The sequence below is a fragment of the Myxococcus sp. AM009 genome (assembly GCF_013372605.1).
GTDB lineage: Bacteria > Myxococcota > Myxococcia > Myxococcales > Myxococcaceae > Myxococcus > Myxococcus vastator.
Genome location: NZ_JABXEP010000063.1, coordinates 1 through 19,370 on the forward strand (window position 1 = coordinate 1; position 19,370 = coordinate 19,370).

Annotated in this window: 18 protein-coding genes, 1 tRNA gene and 1 pseudogene; all 20 read left to right on the top strand. The window is 66.3% G+C overall.

The window, feature by feature from the left end:
• Positions 1-136 (top strand): annotated as a pseudogene (gene tuf, locus HV824_RS17330) (elongation factor Tu); the annotation flags it as partial.
• Between the two features lie 99 nt (positions 137-235).
• A complete protein-coding gene (gene rpmG / locus HV824_RS17335) occupies positions 236-400 on the top strand; it encodes a 50S ribosomal protein L33 (protein ID WP_011553120.1) in 165 nt (54 codons plus the stop codon).
• Positions 401-423: 23 nt separating this feature from the next.
• Positions 424-499, top strand: a tRNA-Trp gene (locus HV824_RS17340).
• 100 nt (positions 500-599) lie between these two features.
• Positions 600-1,043: a preprotein translocase subunit SecE gene (gene secE, locus HV824_RS17345; RefSeq protein WP_176419591.1), complete on the top strand. Its 444-nt coding sequence runs from the start codon at positions 600-602 to the stop codon at positions 1,041-1,043.
• The gene (gene nusG, locus HV824_RS17350; RefSeq protein WP_090494984.1) at positions 1,043-1,585 is read left to right on the top strand and encodes a transcription termination/antitermination protein NusG; all 543 of its coding nucleotides are present in this window, start codon (positions 1,043-1,045) and stop codon (positions 1,583-1,585) included. Before secE ends, nusG begins: the two co-directional genes overlap by 1 nt.
• Positions 1,586-1,731: 146 nt before the next feature.
• The gene (gene rplK / locus HV824_RS17355) at positions 1,732-2,178 is read left to right on the top strand and encodes a 50S ribosomal protein L11 (RefSeq protein WP_163783666.1); all 447 of its coding nucleotides are present in this window, start codon (positions 1,732-1,734) and stop codon (positions 2,176-2,178) included.
• A gap of 36 nt (positions 2,179-2,214) precedes the next feature.
• Entirely contained in the window at positions 2,215-2,928 is a 714-nt protein-coding gene (gene rplA / locus HV824_RS17360) for a 50S ribosomal protein L1 (RefSeq protein ID WP_176419592.1), read from the top strand.
• Between the two features lie 389 nt (positions 2,929-3,317).
• A complete protein-coding gene (gene rplJ, locus HV824_RS17365) occupies positions 3,318-3,839 on the top strand; it encodes a 50S ribosomal protein L10 (protein WP_176419593.1) in 522 nt (173 codons plus the stop codon).
• Positions 3,840-3,941: 102 nt separating this feature from the next.
• Complete coding sequence (rplL, locus tag HV824_RS17370) at positions 3,942-4,310, top strand: 50S ribosomal protein L7/L12 (protein ID WP_176419594.1); 369 nt, start codon at positions 3,942-3,944, stop codon at positions 4,308-4,310.
• A 177-nt stretch (positions 4,311-4,487) separates the two neighbouring features.
• Positions 4,488-8,714 (top strand): DNA-directed RNA polymerase subunit beta, encoded by a 4,227-nt coding sequence (gene rpoB, locus HV824_RS17375; RefSeq protein WP_163783662.1) that lies wholly within the window; start codon positions 4,488-4,490, stop codon positions 8,712-8,714.
• 135 nt (positions 8,715-8,849) lie between these two features.
• Entirely contained in the window at positions 8,850-13,061 is a 4,212-nt protein-coding gene (rpoC, locus tag HV824_RS17380; RefSeq protein ID WP_163783661.1) for a DNA-directed RNA polymerase subunit beta', read from the top strand.
• A 210-nt stretch (positions 13,062-13,271) separates the two neighbouring features.
• On the top strand, positions 13,272-13,802 hold the full coding sequence (locus HV824_RS17385; RefSeq protein ID WP_176423795.1) for a hypothetical protein: 531 nt from the start codon (positions 13,272-13,274) through the stop codon (positions 13,800-13,802).
• 172 nt (positions 13,803-13,974) lie between these two features.
• Positions 13,975-14,325 (top strand): phasin family protein, encoded by a 351-nt coding sequence (locus HV824_RS17390; RefSeq protein ID WP_176412683.1) that lies wholly within the window; start codon positions 13,975-13,977, stop codon positions 14,323-14,325.
• A complete protein-coding gene (locus tag HV824_RS17395) occupies positions 14,322-15,062 on the top strand; it encodes a lytic transglycosylase domain-containing protein (RefSeq protein WP_163783658.1) in 741 nt (246 codons plus the stop codon). The genes HV824_RS17390 and HV824_RS17395 overlap by 4 nt, the downstream gene beginning before the upstream one ends.
• Positions 15,063-15,193: 131 nt before the next feature.
• Complete coding sequence (locus tag HV824_RS17400) at positions 15,194-15,883, top strand: hypothetical protein (protein WP_176419596.1); 690 nt, start codon at positions 15,194-15,196, stop codon at positions 15,881-15,883.
• Positions 15,884-15,915: 32 nt separating this feature from the next.
• Positions 15,916-16,383, top strand: coding sequence for a social motility and stimulation tgl protein (locus tag HV824_RS17405; RefSeq protein ID WP_176419597.1), 468 nt, complete (start codon positions 15,916-15,918; stop codon positions 16,381-16,383).
• A gap of 37 nt (positions 16,384-16,420) precedes the next feature.
• Positions 16,421-17,182: a social motility TPR repeat lipoprotein Tgl gene (gene tgl / locus HV824_RS17410; RefSeq protein WP_176419598.1), complete on the top strand. Its 762-nt coding sequence runs from the start codon at positions 16,421-16,423 to the stop codon at positions 17,180-17,182.
• Positions 17,183-17,204: 22 nt separating this feature from the next.
• Positions 17,205-17,591, top strand: coding sequence for a helix-turn-helix transcriptional regulator (locus tag HV824_RS17415; RefSeq protein ID WP_176419618.1), 387 nt, complete (start codon positions 17,205-17,207; stop codon positions 17,589-17,591).
• A 9-nt stretch (positions 17,592-17,600) separates the two neighbouring features.
• Positions 17,601-18,335: a DNA repair protein RecO gene (recO, locus tag HV824_RS17420; protein WP_176423796.1), complete on the top strand. Its 735-nt coding sequence runs from the start codon at positions 17,601-17,603 to the stop codon at positions 18,333-18,335.
• 23 nt (positions 18,336-18,358) lie between these two features.
• Positions 18,359-19,354, top strand: coding sequence for a carbohydrate kinase (locus HV824_RS17425; RefSeq protein ID WP_255208111.1), 996 nt, complete (start codon positions 18,359-18,361; stop codon positions 19,352-19,354).
• Positions 19,355-19,370 lie beyond the last annotated feature (16 nt).

A 19,370-nucleotide genomic window follows, 5' to 3' on the forward strand; every position in this document is an offset into this window, starting at 1 on the left:
GGTGATGCCGGGCGACAACATCGCCATCGAGGTGGAGCTCATCACCCCGGTGGCCATGGAGAAGGAGCTGCGCTTCGCGGTTCGCGAGGGTGGCCGCACGGTGGGCGCCGGCGTCGTGGCGGAAGTCATCGAGTAATGCCGGGTCGGCCGTGAGGCCGCCGGGCTCACTGTCCCGACTCCGAAGGGAGGGCTGCGTTGTAGTAGCCTTCCCTTCTCGTATCTGGTGAGGTAGGTCATGCCGAAGGGCAATCGTTCCATCATTTCGCTCGAGTGCACTGTGTGCAAAGAGCGGAACTACACGACCACGAAGAACAAGCGGAAGAGCCAGGACAAGCTCGAGCTGAGCAAGTTCTGTCCTCGCTGCCGGAAGCACCAGGACCATAAGGAAGGCAAGGTCTAGGTCGGTAGTTCAGGGAAGGTTCTAGGCCAGTAGCTCCAACGGTAGAGCAGCGGTCTCCAAATCCGCGTGTTGGGGGTTCGAATCCCTCCTGGCCTGCCAACTCTCAGTAGTCGCGGGGCCCCCGGTACCTGGAGGTGCCGGGGGTTCCTGTGTTTTCGCAGTCCCGCGAATTCGCATCCGCAGTACCTCGTGAGGCACCATGGCGACGGCATCAGAGGCCAGCCAGCAGGCTAACCGCTCGGCGATGGATCCGAAGCGGCTCGTGGTCATCTTCTATCTTCTCGCCGGCATCGTCCTGGCCCTCTTCCTGGAGCGCTTGCTCGGGTTGCTGTGGGCGCGGTTCAGCTGGAGCGACCCGGTCCTCATCGAGGGCTTGGACTGGAAGGTCTCCACCCTGGTGGGCTACGTGCTGGCCGTGGGATTGGCCGTGGGCGCGTACTTCCACCCGCGCACCCATGCGCTGTCCATCGACGTGGCTTCGGAGTTGATGAAGGTCACCTGGCCTACCTGGTCGGAGACCAAGGCGTCGACCATGGCCGTCGTCGTGGCGTCCTTGGTGGCCGCCGTCATCCTCTTCTGCATCGATACCGCCGCCTACAACCTGATGGTGGAGTGGCTGCCGGCCGTGTGGGGGAAGCTGTAATGGCGATGAAATGGTACGTGGTCCACACCTACTCGAACTTCGAGAACCAGGCGAAGAAGAGCCTGGAAGAGAAGGTTCGTCTGGAGGGCCTTCAGGACCAGTTCGGTGAAATCCTGATTCCGATGGAGCAGGTCGTCGAAATGGTGAAGGGCGAGAAGAAGACCTCTCGTCGCAAGTTCTTCCCTGGCTACATCTTCGTGCAGATGGAGCTGAACGACCGGACGCTCCACCTGGTGAAGAACACGCCGAAGATCACCGGTTTCCCGGGAACGGCGCAGCATCAGAATCCACTGCCCATCTCCGACCAGGAGGTGGCGCGCCTGACGTCCCAGATTTCCGAAGGCACGCTCAAGCCGAAGCCCAAGGTTCAGTTCGACGACGGCGACACGGTGCGCGTCATCGACGGTCCGTTCGCCAACTTCAATGGCACCGTGGAAGAGGTCAACGCCGAGAAGGGCAGGGTGAAGGTGCTGGTCAGCATCTTCGGCCGCGCCACCCCGGTGGAGCTGGACTTCATGCAGGTGGAGAAGACCACCGGCTAGCAGTTGATGCCGCGCCGTGCACCCCTGTATGGGGTGCGCGGCGTTCGCATTTCCGGTCCCCGTATCGGGGCCGGGCTCATGGGTGGGAGGGCTTCCCCGTCTGGTAGCCCGCTCGCACCACCCACTCGAAAGGCAGTTGTCGTTCGATGAAGAAGATCACAGGTCAGGTCAAGCTGCAGATTCCCGCCGGAAAGGCGAACCCCGCTCCGCCGATCGGCCCCGCGCTCGGTCAGCAGGGCGTGAACATCATGGAGTTCTGCAAGCAGTTCAACGCGAAGACCCAGGCGGAGGCCAAGGAAGCGCTCATCATCCCGGTGGTCATCACCGTGTATGCGGACCGCTCCTTCACCTTCATCCTGAAGACCCCTCCCGCCGCCGTCCTCATCAAGAAGGCCGCGGGTCTCCACACGGAGAAGAAGAAGGGTTCGGGCGCGAAGAAGCCGGGCAAGGAGAAGGTCGGGCAGATCACCCGCGCTCAGCTCGAGGACATCGCGAAGAAGAAGATCCAGGACACCACCGCCGCGTCGCTCGAGGCCTGCATGAACACCATTGCCGGCACCGCACGCTCCATGGGCATCGACGTCGTCGGCTAGGCCGCCGCGCACCCACTCACGACAAGGATTTCTGTCATGGCTAAGACTGGGAAGAAGTTCCGTGCGGCCACCGCTCTGGTTGACCGCGACAAGCGCTACGCCCTCGGCGAGGGCTTTCAGCTCCTGAAGAAGACGGTGGAGGCTCGCGCCACCAAGTACGACCAGACGGTCGACGTCTCCATCAACCTGGGCGTGGACCCGAAGCACGCGGACCAGATGGTCCGTGGCGCCGTGGTGCTCCCGCATGGCACTGGCGCCACCGTGCGCGTGGCCGTGTTCGCCAAGGGTGAGAAGGCCACCGACGCGGCCAACGCCGGCGCGGACGTGGTGGGCGCCGAGGACCTCCAGAAGCGCATCGAGGAGGGTTTCCTCGACTTCGACACCGTCATCGCCACCCCCGACATGATGGGTGTCGTCGGTCGCCTCGGTAAGGTGCTCGGTCCCCGCGGCCTGATGCCGAACCCGAAGGTCGGCACGGTGACCATGGATGTCGCGAAGGCCATCCGTGATGCCAAGGGTGGTAAGGTCGACTTCCGCGCTGAGAAGGCCGGTATCGTCCACGCGAAGCTGGGCAAGTGCTCCTTCGAAGTGGAGAAGCTCGAGGCCAACTTCAACGCGCTGGTGGACCTGGTGATGAAGCTGAAGCCGGCCGCCGCGAAGGGCGTGTACCTCCAGGGTATCGCCATCTCGTCCTCCATGGGCCCGGGCATCAAGCTCGACACCACGGAGATCAAGGCGCGCCACGGCTAATCGCCGCCCGGACAAGGGGGCGCAGCCCGGACTTTGAGTCGGGGCTGTCACCTGTCTGACGTCACAGGTTCGAAAGTTCTGGATCTTTGCTGAAGCCGGGGGTATAGGCCCCCGGCTTTTGCAATTGGGGCGCCACGTCGTGAGGCGCGGCGTCCCGACACCTGGTTCATGACAGCAGGGACCTGGGTGGAGAGGATGCATGTTCCGTTGGCAGCCGGGCAACCGGCCGGACGGCATCTTCGACCCCTGGTTCAAACGACCGCAAGGTCAGCCCTGCCGAGACTGGAGGTGCGGTGTGGTGCCTCTCGGAGGCTCCTCTCGCTCTGCCACTTTGGCCCAGGCATCACGCCCGTCCTGAAAAGGCGGGCCCAGTAAGGAGGTGAGTCAAAGTGCTGAAGAGCGAGAAGGAAGAGATGATCAAGGAGCTCCACGAGAAGTTCTCGAGGACGACCTCCGCCGTCGTCGCCGAGTTCACCAAGGTGGACGTGGAGACGGTGACCAAGCTCCGCAAGAAGTTCCGCGAGGGCAACGTCGAGTACAGGGTCATCAAGAACACGCTGGCGCGCCGTGCCGCGCAGGGCACGTCCGTGTCGGTCATCGCTGATGACTTCACGGGCCCCGTGGCCCTGTGCATCAGCTACGGCGACGTGGTGGCTCCCGCGAAGATCCTGGTCGAGTTCGCGAAGGACATCGAGGACAAGATCAAGATCCGCACCGCCGTCGTCGAAGGCCGCAAGGTCGACGTCGCCGGTGTGAAGGCCCTGGCGAAGCTGCCGGGTCTGCCCGAGCTTCGCGCGCAGCTGCTGGGCGTCATCAGCCAGCCCGCGAGCAAGCTGGTTCGGACCATCGCGGCTCCGGGTTCGCAGCTCGCCCGAGTCGTCCAGGCCAACGCGGACAAGGCGCAGGGGTAGTTTCCCCTCATCTGTTCGAGAAGTTTTTCTACCGCAACCTCTCCGGCCGAAACTCTCCAAAGGGGAGTTGGCCGTTAGTCGAAACCAGAAGGACACATTTCAATGGCTGACCTGAACGCGATTGTTGACCAGCTTTCCTCCCTGACCGTCCTCGAGGCGGCCGAGCTCGTGAAGCAGCTCGAGAACAAGTGGGGCGTGTCCGCCGCCGCCGTGGCCGTTGCCGCGGGCCCGGCCGCCGCCGCCGCTCCTGTCGAGGAGCAGACGGAGTTCACGGTGGTGCTGGCCAACGCCGGCGCCAACAAGATCAACGTCATCAAGGAGATCCGCGCGATCACCGGCCTGGGCCTGAAGGAGGCCAAGGACCTGGTCGAGGGCGCTCCGAAGAACGTCAAGGAAGCCGTCAGCAAGGACGACGCCAAGAAGATCAAGGACCAGCTCACCGCGGCTGGCGCGACCGTCGAAGTCAAGTAATTTCTACAGGGGCTGCCCGGTTTTCCGGGAAATTTCGGGCAGCCTCCTGACCGGATGTGCAGGCCGGCGCTCCCTGAGTGGGGGCGCCGGCTTTGCCCATTTGACCGTTGCAAATTTCCCGGCGCCGCCGCGCGTTACTGAAGTTTGCCCGCCCGAGCAGTAGTCCCCGGAGCCAGAATGCCGACGCAGATCCAGAACAATTTCCGCGTGCGGAAGACCTTCGCGAAGATCGCGAAGATCATCGACATTCCCAATCTTATCAACATCCAGAAGCAGTCCTACGAGAAGTTCCTCCAGGCGGACATTGCCGCCGACAAGCGCGAGGACCTCGGTCTTCAGGGCGTCTTCAAGTCGGTGTTCCCCATCCGCGACTTCAACGAGACCTCCTCGCTGGAGTTCGTGAGCTACCACCTGGAGCGCCCGAAGTACGACGTAGATGAGTGCCACCAGCGTGGCATGACGTATTCGGCGCCCATCAAGGTCGTCGTGCGCCTGGTCGTGTGGGACAAGGACGAGGAGACCGGCGCCCAGTCCATTCGTGACGTGAAGGAGCAGGAGGTCTACTTCGGCGAAATCCCGCTGATGACCCAGAACGGCACCTTCATCATCAACGGTACCGAGCGCGTCGTCGTCAGCCAGCTGCATCGCAGCCCGGGCGCCTTCTTCGACCACGACAAGGGCAAGAGCCACTCGTCTGGCAAGCTGCTCTACAACGCCCGCATCATCCCCTACCGCGGTTCGTGGATCGACTTCGAGTTCGACCACAAGGACCTGCTGTACGTGCGCATCGACCGTCGCCGCAAGCTGCCGGCCACGGTGCTCATCCGCGCGCTCGGCGCCGTCCCGGACACCGCGAAGAAGAACCCGCTGGAGTTCAAGGGCTCCACCGAGGAGATCCTCAACTACTACTACGCGACGGAGACGATCTACCTCCATAGCGCGGAGGAGTTCGAGAAGAGCGTCGAGCTCGAGCTGCTGCCCGGTCAGCGCGCGACGCGCGACATCAAGACCAAGACGGGCGAGCTGATCGTCAAGAAGAACCGCAAGTTCACCCGCGCCGCCATCAAGAAGCTCGAAGCGGCGAAGATGAAGACGCTCCCCATCGATGCGGACGAGCTCTTCACCAAGGTGTCCGCCTACGACGTGGTCGAAGAGACCAACGGCGTGGTGCTCCTCGAGTGCAACGAGGAGGTCACCCAGGAGAAGGTGGACGAGCTCCTCAAGCACGGCATCAAGGAGTTCAAGGTCCTCTTCATCGACAACCTCAACGTGGGGCCGTACCTGCGTGAGACGTTGATGCTGGACAAGCTCGAGACCCCCGAGCAGTCCATCATGGAGATCTACCGCCGCCTGCGCCCTGGCGATCCGCCGACGCCGGAGACGGCCATCAACCTGTTCACCAACCTGTTCTTCAACCCGGAGCGCTACGACCTCTCCAAGGTCGGCCGCCTCAAGCTGAACTTCAAGTTCGGTCTTGAGGAGCCGCTCGACGGGCAGATCCTCACCAAGCGGGACATCCTCGAGGTGATCCGCTACCTGATCGATCTGAAGAACGGCAAGGGGACCATCGACGACATCGACCACCTGGGCAACCGCCGCGTCCGCGCGGTGGGCGAGCTGCTGGAGAACCAGTACCGCATCGGCCTGGTGCGCATGGAGCGGGCGATCAAGGAGCGCATGAGCCTCCAGGAGATCGAGACGCTCATGCCGCACGACCTCATCAACGCCAAGCCCGTCACGGCGGTCATCAAGGAGTTCTTCGGGTCCAGCCAGCTGTCGCAGTTCATGGACCAGACGAACCCGCTGTCCGAGGTCACGCACAAGCGGCGCCTGTCGGCGCTCGGGCCCGGTGGCCTGACCCGCGAGCGCGCGGGCTTCGAGGTGCGCGACGTGCACCCGACGCACTACGGCCGCATCTGCCCCATCGAGACGCCGGAAGGTCCGAACATCGGCCTCATCGCGTCGCTGTCCACCTACGCGCGCGTCAACGAGTTCGGCTTCGTGGAGACGCCGTACCGCAAGGTCGAGGGCGGCGTGGTGACGACGGACGTGGCCTTCTACTCCGCGCTCGAGGAGGAGAAGCACACCATCGCCCAGGCGAACGCGGAGACGGACAAGAAGGGCAAGTTCGCCAACGCGCTGGTGTCCAGCCGCCGTGGTGGTGAGTTCGTCCAGGCGCGCGCCGAGGACGTGGACCTGATGGACGTGTCCCCGAAGCAGCTGGTGTCGGTGGCCGCGTCGCTCATCCCGTTCCTGGAGAACGACGACGCCAACCGCGCGCTCATGGGCTCCAACATGCAGCGCCAGGCCGTTCCGCTGCTGCGCACCGCGGCGCCGCTGGTGGGCACGGGCATCGAGTCCATTGTCGCCCGCGACTCCGGCGTCACCTGCGTGGCCCGGCGCGACGGCATCGTGGAGAGCGTGGACGCCGGCCGCATCGTGGTGAAGGCGGACGTGCCGGCCTCGCTGAGCGACGTCACGAGCGAGGTCGACATCTACAACCTGCTCAAGTACCAGCGCTCCAACCAGAACACCTGCCTCAACCAGAAGCCCATCATCAGCAAGGGCGACCGGGTGAAGAAGGGTGACGTCATCGCGGACGGCCCGGCCACCGAGACGGGTGAGCTGGCGCTGGGGCAGAACGTGGTCGTCGCGTTCATGCCGTGGCAGGGCTACAACTTCGAGGACTCCATCCTCATCAGCGAGCGCATCCTCAAGGACGACGTCTACACGTCGATCCACATCGAGGAGTTCGAGTGCATCGCGCGCGACACCAAGCTGGGCAAGGAGGAGATCACCCGCGACATCCCGAACGTGGGTGAGGAGGCCCTCAAGGACCTCGACGAGAGCGGCATCATCCGCATCGGCGCCGAGGTGAAGCCCGGCGACGTGCTGGTGGGCAAGATCACCCCGAAGGGCGAGACGCAGCTGTCTCCCGAAGAGAAGCTGCTGCGCGCCATCTTCGGTGAGAAGGCCGGCGACGTGCGTGACAGCTCCCTGCGCGTCCCGCCGGGCGTGGTGGGCACCGTCATCAACGCCAAGGTGTTCAGCCGCAAGGGCGTGGAGAAGGACGAGCGCGCCAAGCAGATCGAGTCCATGGAGGAGGCGAAGCTCCTCAAGGACCAGAACGACGAGATCAAGGTCCTCCAGGACAGCGCGTTCGGCCGCATCCGCGGCCTGGTGCGCACCAAGGAGGTCCAGGGCAAGCTCGTGGACGACAAGGGGAAGATCCTCCTGAAGAAGGGGGACATCCTCGACGACGAGCTGCTGTCCACGGTGCCCTACAAGTACTGGGGTGAGATCTCCGTCGGCGATCCGCTGGACTCGCGCCTGCGCGACATCCTCCGCCACCTGGAGGAGACGAAGGAGGCCGTGAAGCTGGCCTTCGGCGAGAAGATCGCCCGCATCAAGAAGGGCGACGAGCTGCCGCCGGGCGTCATCAAGATGGTGAAGGTGTACGTCGCCATCAAGCGCAAGCTGGCCGTGGGCGACAAGATGGCCGGCCGCCACGGAAACAAGGGCGTCGTGTCCCGCATCCTCCCCGAGGAGGACATGCCGTACCTGGAGGACGGGCGTCCGGTGGACATCGTCCTCAACCCGCTGGGTGTGCCCTCGCGCATGAACATCGGGCAGATCCTCGAGACGCACCTGGGCTGGGCCGCCAAGGGCACCGGCGAAGCGCTGCAGCGCTACGTCGAGTCCAACTGGAGCTCGGACGCCATCAAGGAGCGCCTCAAGGTCATCTACAGCGACCCGGCGTTCGGCGAGTTCCTCGACAAGCTCGACGACGAGGAGATCAAGCAGCTGTGCCGCCGCTCCAAGCGGGGCATCCACGTCGCCACGCCCGTCTTCGACGGCGCGGAGGAGACGGAGATCCACGCCCTGCTGGACGAGGGCCAGCTGCCCCGCACGGGACAGATGGTGCTCTTCGACGGGCGCACGGGTGAGCCGTTCGACCAGAACGTCACCGTGGGCGTCATGTACATGCTGAAGCTGCACCACCTGGTGGACGAGAAGATCCACGCCCGCTCCATCGGACCCTACTCGCTCGTCACGCAGCAGCCCCTGGGCGGCAAGGCGCAGTTCGGCGGTCAGCGTCTGGGCGAGATGGAAGTCTGGGCGATGGAGGCCTACGGCGCGGCGTACACGCTGCAGGAGTTCCTCACCGTCAAGTCGGACGACGTGGTGGGCCGCACGCGCATGTACGAGGCCATCGTCAAGGGCGACAACGTCCTGGAGAGCGGTCTGCCCGAGTCGTTCAACGTGCTCCTCAAGGAGCTCCAGTCGCTCGCGCTCGACGTGGAGCTGCTGGAGAGCGCCCCACCGGAGCGGCAGCGCAGCTTCGGAGGCGACTTCCTCGGCGGTGGTGACGGCGAGGAGCGCAAGACGGGAACCGAGGCCTGATTGCACGGAGCGCCCGCCTGACCGGCCGCCCGCCGTCCCGAAAGGGGCGGGCGCGGCCGGAACGGGGCGGGGGCCCGAATCAGCTGGCGGCCCCCCTTGGAAGAGGGGGGCGCCCAACGAGATTTCGGAGGCAACGTGAAGGACATTTTCAACTTCTTCGAGAAGCCGAAGGACCCGCTGTCGTTCAACGCCATCCGCATTGCGCTGGCGTCGCCCGACAAGATTCGCCAGTGGTCCCATGGCGAGGTGAAGAAGCCGGAGACGATCAACTACCGCACCTTCAAGCCGGAGCGGGATGGGCTCTTCTGCGCCCGCATCTTCGGGCCGGTGAAGGACTACGAGTGCAACTGCGGCAAGTACAAGCGCATGAAGCACCGCGGCGTGGTGTGCGAGAAGTGCGGCGTGGAGGTCATCCAGTCCAAGGTGCGCCGTGAGCGCCTGGGCCACATCACCCTGGCCACGCCGGTGGCCCACATCTGGTTCCTCAAGTCGCTGCCGAGCCGCATCGGCAACCTGCTCGACATCACGCTGAAGGAGCTGGAGAAGGTCCTCTACTGCGAGAGCTACATCGTCCTCGATCCAAAGGCGACGCCGCTGCAGAAGGGCGAGCTCATCAGCGAGGACAAGATGCACCGGCTCTACCAGGAGCACGGTGAGGACTCCTTCACCACGGGCATGGGCGGCGAGGCCGTCCGGGAGATGCTCAAGTCGCTGAACGTGGAGAAGCTGTCCGAAGAGCTGCGCAAGGACATGCGGGAGACGACCAGCGAGGCGAAGCGGAAGAAGTACGCCAAGCGCCTGAAGGTGGCCGAGGCGTTCCGCGTCTCCGGCAACAAGCCGGAGTGGATGATGCTGGACGTGATTCCGGTGATTCCGCCGGACCTGCGCCCGCTCGTTCCCCTGGATGGTGGCCGCTTCGCGACCTCCGACCTGAACGACCTGTACCGCCGCGTCATCAACCGCAACAACCGGCTGAAGCGCCTCCAGGAGCTGAACGCTCCGGACATCATCATCCGCAATGAGAAGCGGATGCTGCAGGAGGCCGTGGACGCGCTGTTCGACAACGGCCGCCGCGGAAAGACCATCACGGGCCCCAACAAGCGCCCGCTGAAGTCGCTGTCCGACATGCTCAAGGGCAAGCAGGGCCGGTTCCGCCAGAACCTGCTCGGCAAGCGCGTGGACTACTCGGGCCGCTCCGTCATCGTGGTGGGCCCCGAGCTGCGCCTGCACCAGTGCGGCCTGCCGAAGATCATGGCGCTCGAGCTCTTCAAGCCGTTCATCTACAACAAGCTCGAAGAGAAGGGCTACGTCACCACCATCAAGTCCGCGAAGAAGATGGTGGAGAAGGAGCGCCCCGAGGTCTGGGACATCCTCGAGGACGTCATCCGCGAGCACCCGGTGCTCCTCAACCGCGCCCCCACGCTTCACCGCCTGGGCATGCAGGCCTTCGAGCCCGTGCTGATTGAAGGCAAGGCCATCCAACTGCACCCGCTGGTGTGCGCCGCCTTCAACGCCGACTTCGACGGCGACCAGATGGCCGTGCACGTGCCGCTCTCCATCGAGGCTCAGATGGAGGCCCGCGTGCTGATGATGTCGACGAACAACATCCTCAGCCCCGCGAACGGCAAGCCCATCATCGTCCCGACGCAGGACATGGTGCTCGGCATCTACTACATGACCCGCGCCCGCGAGTTCGCCAACGGCGAGGGCCGCGTGTTCGCCTCGCCGGACGAGGTGCGTGCCGCGTACGACCACGGCGAAGTGCACCTCCAGGCGAAGGTCGTCTGCCGCATCGACGGCAAGCGCAAGGAGACCACCGTCGGCCGCGTCCTCCTGTGGGAGGTCGTCCCGCGCGCGGTGGGCTTCGACGCCATCAACAAGGTGCTCGACAAGAAGTCGCTCGGCGGCCTCATCGACCTCTGCTACCGCCTCACGGGTGAGAAGGAGACGGTGCTGCTCGCGGACCGCGTGCGCAGCCTGGGCTACTACAACGCCACCCGCGCCGGTATCTCCATTGCGCTCAAGGACATGATCATCCCTGCGAAGAAGCAGGAGTTCCTGGACTTCGCGCGCAAGGAAGTGTCGGAGATCGAGAACCAGTACCTCGAGGGTCTCATCACCGACGGCGAGCGCTACAACAAGGTCATCGATATCTGGGCGGAGATCACCGAGAAGGTCGCCCAGGAGATGATGCAGCAGATCTCCCAGGAGGAGACGTCCGGGGACCGCGACGGCAAGCGCGAGACGCGCAAGCAGCCGTCCTTCAACCCCATCTACATCATGGCCGACTCGGGCGCGCGTGGTAGCGCCCAGCAGATCCGTCAGCTGGCGGGTATGCGTGGCCTGATGGCGAAGCCCTCCGGCGAAATCATCGAGACGCCCATCACGGCCAACTTCCGTGAAGGTCTCTCCGTGCTGCAGTACTTCATCTCCACGCACGGCGCCCGTAAGGGTCTGGCGGACACGGCGCTCAAGACGGCCAACTCCGGTTACCTCACCCGCCGTCTCGTGGACGTGGCGCAGGACGCCATCATCAACGAGTACGACTGCGGCACCATGGACGGCCTGTTCATCGGCGCCCTGGTGGAGGGCGGCGAGATCATCGAGCCGCTCGGCGAGCGCATCCTGGGCCGCGTGGCCCTGGATGACATCCTCGACCCCGTCACGGGCGAGGTGCTGGTGCGCGCCAACGAGGAGATCGACGAGGAGCGCGTCCGCCGCATCGAGAACAGCGGCATGGACAAGGTGAAGATCCGCTCGGTGCTCACCTGCCAGGCCAAGCGCGGCATCTGCGTGGAGTGCTACGGCCGTGACCTGGCCCGCGGCCGCAAGGTGTCCGTGGGTGAGGCGGTCGGCGTCATCGCGGCGCAGTCCATCGGTGAGCCGGGTACCCAGCTCACGATGCGCACCTTCCACATCGGTGGCGCGGCGACGCGGCGCGCGGAGCAGTCCAGCCTGGAGAACCGCTACGCGGGCAGCGTGAAGTTCGCGGGCCTCACCACCGTGCAGAAGACGGACGGCACGCTGGTGGCCATGAACCGCAACGGCGAAATCGTCGTCGTGGACGACTCAGGCCGCGAGCGTGAGCGCTACCAGGTCATCTACGGTGCCCGCATCCTCGTGAAGGAAGGCCAGCGCATCGAGCCGGGCGTCCTCATGGCGGAGTGGGACCCGTTCGCGATTCCGCTGCTGACCGAGGTCGGCGGTGTCGTGCGCTACGAGGACATCATCGAAGGCGTGACGATGTCCGAGGCGCTGGACGAGGTGACTGGCCTCTCGCGCAAGACGGTCATCGAGTCCAAGGACCCGGAGGCGCGTCCGCGCGTCACCATCCGCGATGCCAACGGCAACGTGAAGGACCTGCCCAGCTCCCGCAACCCGGCGAGCTACTTCCTGCCGCAGGGCTCCATCATCACCGTCAACGACGGCGATGAGATTCACCCGGGCGAGGTCATCGCCAAGGTGCCGCGCGAGACGACGAAGACCAAGGACATCACGGGCGGTCTGCCCCGCGTGGCCGAGCTCTTCGAGGCGCGCAAGCCGAAGGACGCGGCGGCGATCGCCGAAATCGACGGCGTGGTGTCGTTCGGCAAGGACACCAAGGGCAAGCGCAAGCTCATCATCACCCCCGAGGTGAACGGCGAGCAGCGCACGGACCTGGCCAAGGAGTACCTGATCTCCAAGGGCAAGAACATCAGCGTCCACTCCGGCGACCGCGTGAAGGCCGGCGAGGCGATGATGGACGGCTCGGCCAACCCGCACGACATCCTCAAGGTGCTGGGCGAGAAGGAGCTCGCGCGCTACCTGGTGGACGAAGTGCAGGAGGTCTACCGACTGCAGGGCGTGAAGATCAACGACAAGCACATCGAGACCATCGTGCGGCAGATGCTCCGCCGCGTGCGCGTCACCGATGTGGGCGACACCAACTTCCTGGTCGACGAGCAGGTCGAGAAGTGGGTGTTCGAGGAGGAGAACGAGAAGGTCATGTCGGAAAGCAAGCGTCCCGCCGTCGGCGAGCCGCTGCTGCTCGGCATCACCAAGGCCTCGCTCTCCACCGAGTCCTTCATCTCCGCGTCGTCCTTCCAGGAGACCACCAAGGTGCTCACCGAGGCCGCCATCAACGGCAAGGTGGACTACCTGCGCGGCCTCAAGGAGAACGTCATCATGGGCCGGCTCATCCCCGCCGGCACGGGTCTGCCGAACTACAAGCACCTGGACATCGCGGTGGAGAGCCCCACCGACGAGGTCAACGAGATGGAGGCCGCCCTGGCCGCCACTCACGGCGACACCGGCCCCCTGGGCGAGCCTTCCCGCCCGGTAGGCACGCAGACGACCGGCGCGGCCTAGTCCGCGCGCCAGCCGTCCTCAAAGCGTTCGCTTGAAGACAACCGCCGCTCCCGGAGCTTCCTCCGGGGCGGCGGTTTTCCTTTGTTCATGGCTAATCGCGTTAGGAGCTCGTCGTTGGCTTGACGCTCATGGCGCGCTGCGTTAGCTGTTGGACGTTGCAGTGACGCACCTGGTTACCGCTTGGCGAAAGCCGGGATAGGGGAGGACGGTATGGCCACGATGAAGACCGAGACCGAGGCGACGCAGAACGAAGTTCAGAGCTCCGAGGCCGCCGCCGCGAAGAGCGGACTGGCGCAGAACGTGGAGAGCTTCCTGAAGGCCCAGCTGTCTCAGGCGCAGAAGCGCATCGAGGAGCTGGAAGGCGAAGCGGGCAAGGTGGTGAAGAGCTTGGAGTCCCGTGGGCAGGAGGCCGCCAAGGAGGCCCAGACGCTGTGGACGAAGTTCCAGGCGGGTGAGCTGCTGACGGATCCGCGCGTGCAGGAGCTGAGCAAGCGCGCCAACGAGGCCAGCACCGAGCTGGGCCGGCGCGTGGACGCCGCGGGCACCGAGCTGCGTAAGCGCATTGACGGCATCCAGACGCGCGTCGTCGAGGCCGTGGGCGTGGCCAGCCAGGCGCAGCTGAAGGACCTCAACAAGGAGCTGGCGAAGCTGTCCCGCAAGGTGGACTCGCTGCTGAAGCCGGTGCGCCGGGTGAATGGCGCGAAGCCCGCGGGCAGCCCCGCGTCCTCGCCGCGCGCCTGAAGTTTCGTCAAATCACGACAGACAGTGTGACCTCTCCCTTTCGCAGAGTGCGAAAGGGAAGGGGGAGGCACATCGCCGTCGTTCCCTTCACGTCGGGGGTGTGCTTATTTCGGCCGTTCCCCGACCGGTTCGGGCCTGAACGTCCGGCCCGTACACCTCCCGGAGAGACCCCATGGACAGCAAGCCCGAGGCCCCCCGAGAGAAGAACCCCGTGACGGAGACGTTCGAGCGTCTCTGGAGCCAGGCCCTGCTGGCGGTGAACACGGCCGAGGAAGAAGCCTCGCGGGCCGTGCATCGCGTGGCCTCGGTGGCGGGTTGGAGCCAGGACGAGGTCAAGCGCCAGGCCCGGGAGTTCAGTGAGCGGCTGGTGGGCCACCGCAGGGATTTGGAGCACAACGTGGAAGAGCGCGTGCGCCAGGCCCTGACGAAGATGAAGCTGCCCCGCCGCGAGGAGCTGGCGGCCTTTGGGACCCGGCTGGACAAGCTCGCCGAGCGCATCCAGGCCCTGGAGCACCGGAAGTGAAAGCCCCCGCCCCTTCGGGCGGGAGGTCCTTCGGTACGCGGCTCTTCGAACGTCTCCACGCCTTCAGCTCGGGTTGTTCCCGGCTCCCGCTGCTCGCGGGCGCGGCGCTCGTCGTGTCCGCGCGACTGGTGCCGCTGCTGGAGGAGCGGCCGGTGCAGCCCGTGGTCCCGGGCGTCGTGGCGGCGGAGGTCATCTCCCCCGACGCGTCGCTGATTGACGCGGTGCTGGCGCGCCGTGCCCCGGACCTGGGCCTGACGCTGCGCCGGCAACTCATCCAGGCCATCGCCGAGGAGGCAGGGCGGCTCGCGTATGATCCGCTGCTGATTCTGGCCATCATCGACGTGGAGTCCGACTTCACGGAAGACGCCGTGTCCGTGAAGGGCGCGCGTGGGTTGATGCAGATCAAACCCAGCACGCTGCACTTCCTGGCGGAGAAGGAAGGCCTGCGCCTGTCCCGCGAGGAAGTGACGGCGGACACCGCGCTCTGCGTGCGGCTGGGTATCCGTTACCTGCGCTCGCTGCAGGAGCGCTTCGGTGGGGACCTGGACCTGGCCTTGATGGCCTACAACGCCGGCCCCACGCGCATCCGCAACGCCATCAAGCAGGGCGAACTGGAGCGCTTCCGGCGCTATCCACGGGCGGTCCGCCGGGACTTCCGGCGCTTCCGTGAGGGCCACGGGCTGGGCGGTGACTGGGCCCTGGCGCAGCGCGAGGTACCTCCCGAGCCCATGCCCTGAAGTGGGCTTGGGTGAATCTCCGGGCAGTTGGGCCGCTCCAACGGGGTGCACGCGCGCCTTGTTCCGTCCCGCCGGGTGCGCTAAGCGTTCCAAGTGCCCGGGACTGTTGGAGATTCTCAGGAGTGACCCACATGAAGAAGCCCCTGTTCCCCAGCGCCGCGCTGGCCGCCGCCCTGGCCCTGGCCCCGTTCGGGGCTCACGCCGGCTCCGTCTTCCTCAATGGCGTCAAGATTGACGGCGTCACCAACCAGAAGTTCGAGAAGGCCACCGTCCGCATCGACGAGGCCGGCAACGTGCACATCGACGCGCCCGGCTACGCGGCCCGGGTGTCGACGGTGACGCCCGCGGCCCCCGCCGCGCCGGCGCCGGCGCCCGCCGCCGCTCCCCCTGGGACGGCCGCCCCCGCAGCGAAGGCGCCTCCCGCGGCGCAGCAGGCGCCCGGCGCACCCACGGCTCCTGGGCGCCTCACCCAGCGCTACTGGCTGGTGACGGAGCAGACGGTGCCGGGGATGACGGGGTACGACATCGACGTGTTCATCAACTCCACGTGGCTGCGCAAGCTGCGCGGCAACGAGGACCAGGTGGTGGTGGACATCACCCGCAACCTGCGGCCGGGGGCGAACAAGGTGACGTTCATCGCCCGGAAGGGGAACCCCGGGGACGCGCGCAGCAGTTCGCCTGCCCACGTGTTTCGGGTCATCATTGGCGAGGGGAACGAGGGCGGCGGGAACGTGATGATCGACAATCCCCTTCTGCGCTTCCAGAAGACCGCGGCGGACACGCAGGATGCGACGCAGGAGTTCACCCTCACCACGCGCTGACAGGTGTGGGGCTTCGGGTAACGGAGACAACCGTGTTCAACCTCGACGAGCGCTACCGCGGGCTGCCCGCCACGCGGGAACAAATCCTGGCGCTGCACACCTCCCTCAACACGCCGCACGTGGCCATTCCGGGCAAGCAGGCGGGGCCGGCGCAGGCCTTCGTCGTGGGCCTCCGGGGAGGGCAGGGGACCGCGGCGGTCTTCGTCTACCTGTACCTGGCGGAGGCCGCGGACTGCGCGGTGTACCTGTCCGGCCGGCGCAACGCGTCGGCGGAGGAGTACCGCGACGACGAGGGAGACGCGCTGGCCTTCGTGGAGTCGCTCGGGTTCATGATGGATGACGCCAACTGGCGCGCGCTGGCCCCCGAGCAGCAGGACGAGCACCTCAAGACGTTGCCGGTGTTCTTCAAGGACCCGACGCTCGTGCCCGCCGTGGTGGCGCGCGCCGAGGAGAAGAAGAACGTCACCACCACCCTGGGCCGCTTCCTGGCCGCCTTCTGAGTCTCCGCCCCCTCACCCACGTCGAGAGCCGCTCCCCATGTTCCGCCTTTCCACCGCGTCCTGTTCGCTCGCGCTCCTGCTGGTGTCCTCCGGTTGCTCCCACACGCCCACGGAGAAGGAGAAGCGGAGCGCCGAGATTCACTACGACCTGGCGCTGCAGGCCCAGCAGGCCGGCGAGCTCCAGGAGGCGCTGCGCGAACTGCAGCTGTCTCTGAAGAACGACCCGGACTACCCCGACGCGAACAACGCCATGGGCATCCTGTTGCACCTGGCGTTCCGCCGTCCCGACGAGGCCGTCAAGCACTACACCAAGGCGCTGGAGGTTCGCCCCGACTTCTCCGAGGCGCGCACCAACCTGGCCAACGTGCACCTGGACCAGGGCCGCTACGACGACGCCATCAAGCTTTATGAGTTGGTCCTCAACGACATGCTCTACCCGACGCCCTTCATCGCCCAGGGAAACCTGGGGTGGGCGTACTACAAGAAGGGTGAGGCGGAGCGCGCGGTGGAGAGCATCAAGGCCGCGGTGACGACCAACCCCAGCTTCTGTTTGGGCTACAAGAACCTGGGGCTCATCTACGACGAGACGGGGCGCACCTCCGAGGCGTGCCGCCAGTTCACGCACTACCGCGAGAATTGCCCGGACGTGGCGGAAGCGTACATGCGTGAGGGCGTCTGTCAGGCGAAGCTGGGGCAGGTCGATGCGGCGAAGGAGGCCTTTGCCACCTGTGAGAGCAAGGCGAAAGCTGGTGAACAGGTGATGAAGGACGACTGCCGGAGGCTGCTGGAAAAGCTCTAGCGCGTTGGGTATCTGGGGACCCGTGGACCACGTCGACTTCGGCAAATATCTGAGCCAGCAGCGAGAGCTCCGAGGACTCTCGCGTGACGACGTCGCGCGGGAGACCAAGATTCCTCCCACGCTCATCACCGCGCTGGAGGCCGGGCAGGTGGAGCGGCTGCCCTCGCGCATCTTCGTGGTGAACTACATCCGCGCGTACGCGCAGGTCATCGGCATGTCTCCGGAAGAGGCCGTGCTGCGCTACGAGGAGGTGGACAAGTCCGTCCCGGCGCCATCGCCCGTGCAGTTGGAGCAGGAGCGGCGCAAGCGGGCCTACGTGGGGCTGTCCGTGCTGCTGGCGGCCCTGCTCCTGGGTGTGTACCTGTTCCTGGTGCTGAGCGGAAAGCTCCCCAACCCGCTCGCGGGTTGAAGCATCTCCATGGAGCGATACGACGACGACGCGCTCGTGCTGTCCTCGGTGGACTATGGCGAGTCCGACCGGCTCGTCACCTTGCTGACGCGCGAGCACGGGAAGCTGACGGCCTTCGCGGCGGGCGCACGCAAGAGCAAGCGGCGCTTCGCCGGCGCGCTGGAGCCGTTCATGCGGCTGCGCGTGCACATCGTCGAGACGCGCGGCAGCACGGTGCGGCTGGACGGCACGGACATCGTCGCGGGCTTCTATGCGGCGCGCGAGGACCTGTCCCTGATTGCCCGGGCCCTGTACGCGGTGGAGCTGTGCCGCGAGCTGACGAAAGACCATGAGCCGCAGCAGGAGCTGTTCGCCCTGCTGGAGTCGTACCTGACGCGGCTGGATGCGAAGGAGGCCGGGCCCACGTCGCTCCTGGCCTTCGAGCTGTTCGCGCTGGCGCACGCGGGGTTGATGCCTCGCTTCGACTCGTGCGCGCTGTGTGGCGGCGCGCCGGGCGAGCGGCCCCGCTTCGACCAGGCCCATGGCGGCGCGGTGTGTGAGCCGTGTGGCGCCCGTGCGCGTGAGTCCGTGGCGGTGCCGGTGGCGCTGCTGTCGGGCCTGCGCGCGCTCCAGGAGGGGGCTCGCACGCCGCTGCCTCCGGACCTGCGCGCGCGTGCTCGCGGCCTGCTCAACGTCTTTATCGCCCATCACCTGGGCCGCCGCCTCAAGAGCGTGGACTTCATGGCCCAGGTGGGCCTGGACTGACGGAGTTCGGAAGCGAGGGGCTCATGCCGCCGCCGGATGTCGTGTGCTTTGGCGAGACGTTGGTGGACTTCCTCCCGGCGGCTCCGGGGCACCGGGTGCGCGACGTGCCCGCGTGGCATCCGTGTCCCGGTGGCTCGCCGGCGAACGTCGCGGTGGGGCTGGCCCGGCTGGGGCTGCGTCCGGCCATGCTGGGCGTGGTGGGCGCGGATGAGTTCGGTCACTTCCTTCGCGAGCGATTGGCGGCGGAGGGCGTGGAGGTGAGCCACCTGCGTCAGACGGCGGAGGCGCGCACCGGACTGGTGTTCATCTCCCTGGATGGGAAGGGCGAGCGCAGCTTCACCTTCTTCCGGACACGCTCCGCTGAGTTCCTGCTGGGGCACGCGGATGTCGACGCGGCGTTCCTGTCGGGGGCGAAGGCGGTGCACTGTGGCTCCAACTCGCTCCAGTGGCCGGAGGCGCAGGAGGCCGCGGTGCGGATGCTGGGCCTGGCGCGCGACGCGGGGCTCATCGTGAGCTGTGACCCCAACCTGCGGCTGCATGCATGGGAGGACACGTCTCTGCTGAAGGGCCTGCTGGCCCGGATGCTGCCGCTGTGCACCGTGGTGAAGCTCTCCGAGGAGGAGATTGGCTTCGTCACCGGGACGGAGGTGCCCGACGAAGCGCTGACGCGACTGGCCGCGATGGGCGTGCCGCTGCCCGTGGTGACGCTGGGCGAGCGTGGCGCGCTGCTGCTGTGGAAGGGGGCGCGCATCCACGTCGCGGCGCCGCTGACGCGCGTCGTCGACACCACCGGTGCTGGTGATGGTTTCGTCGCGGGCCTGCTGCATGGGCTGGTGCGCTGGTACGGCGGCGCCGAGGGGCTGCGCGACGCAACAGGTGCGGAGCTGGCGGCGCTGGCCTCGTTCGCGTGCGAGGTCGGCGCCCGTGTGGTGGAGAGGCTTGGCGCGGTGGAGGGCCTTCCTCGTGCGGAGGCGCTGGCCCGGGTCATGCCGTCGCGTCCGGCCAGGCCTGGCGCGTAGAACGGCGCCGCTGATG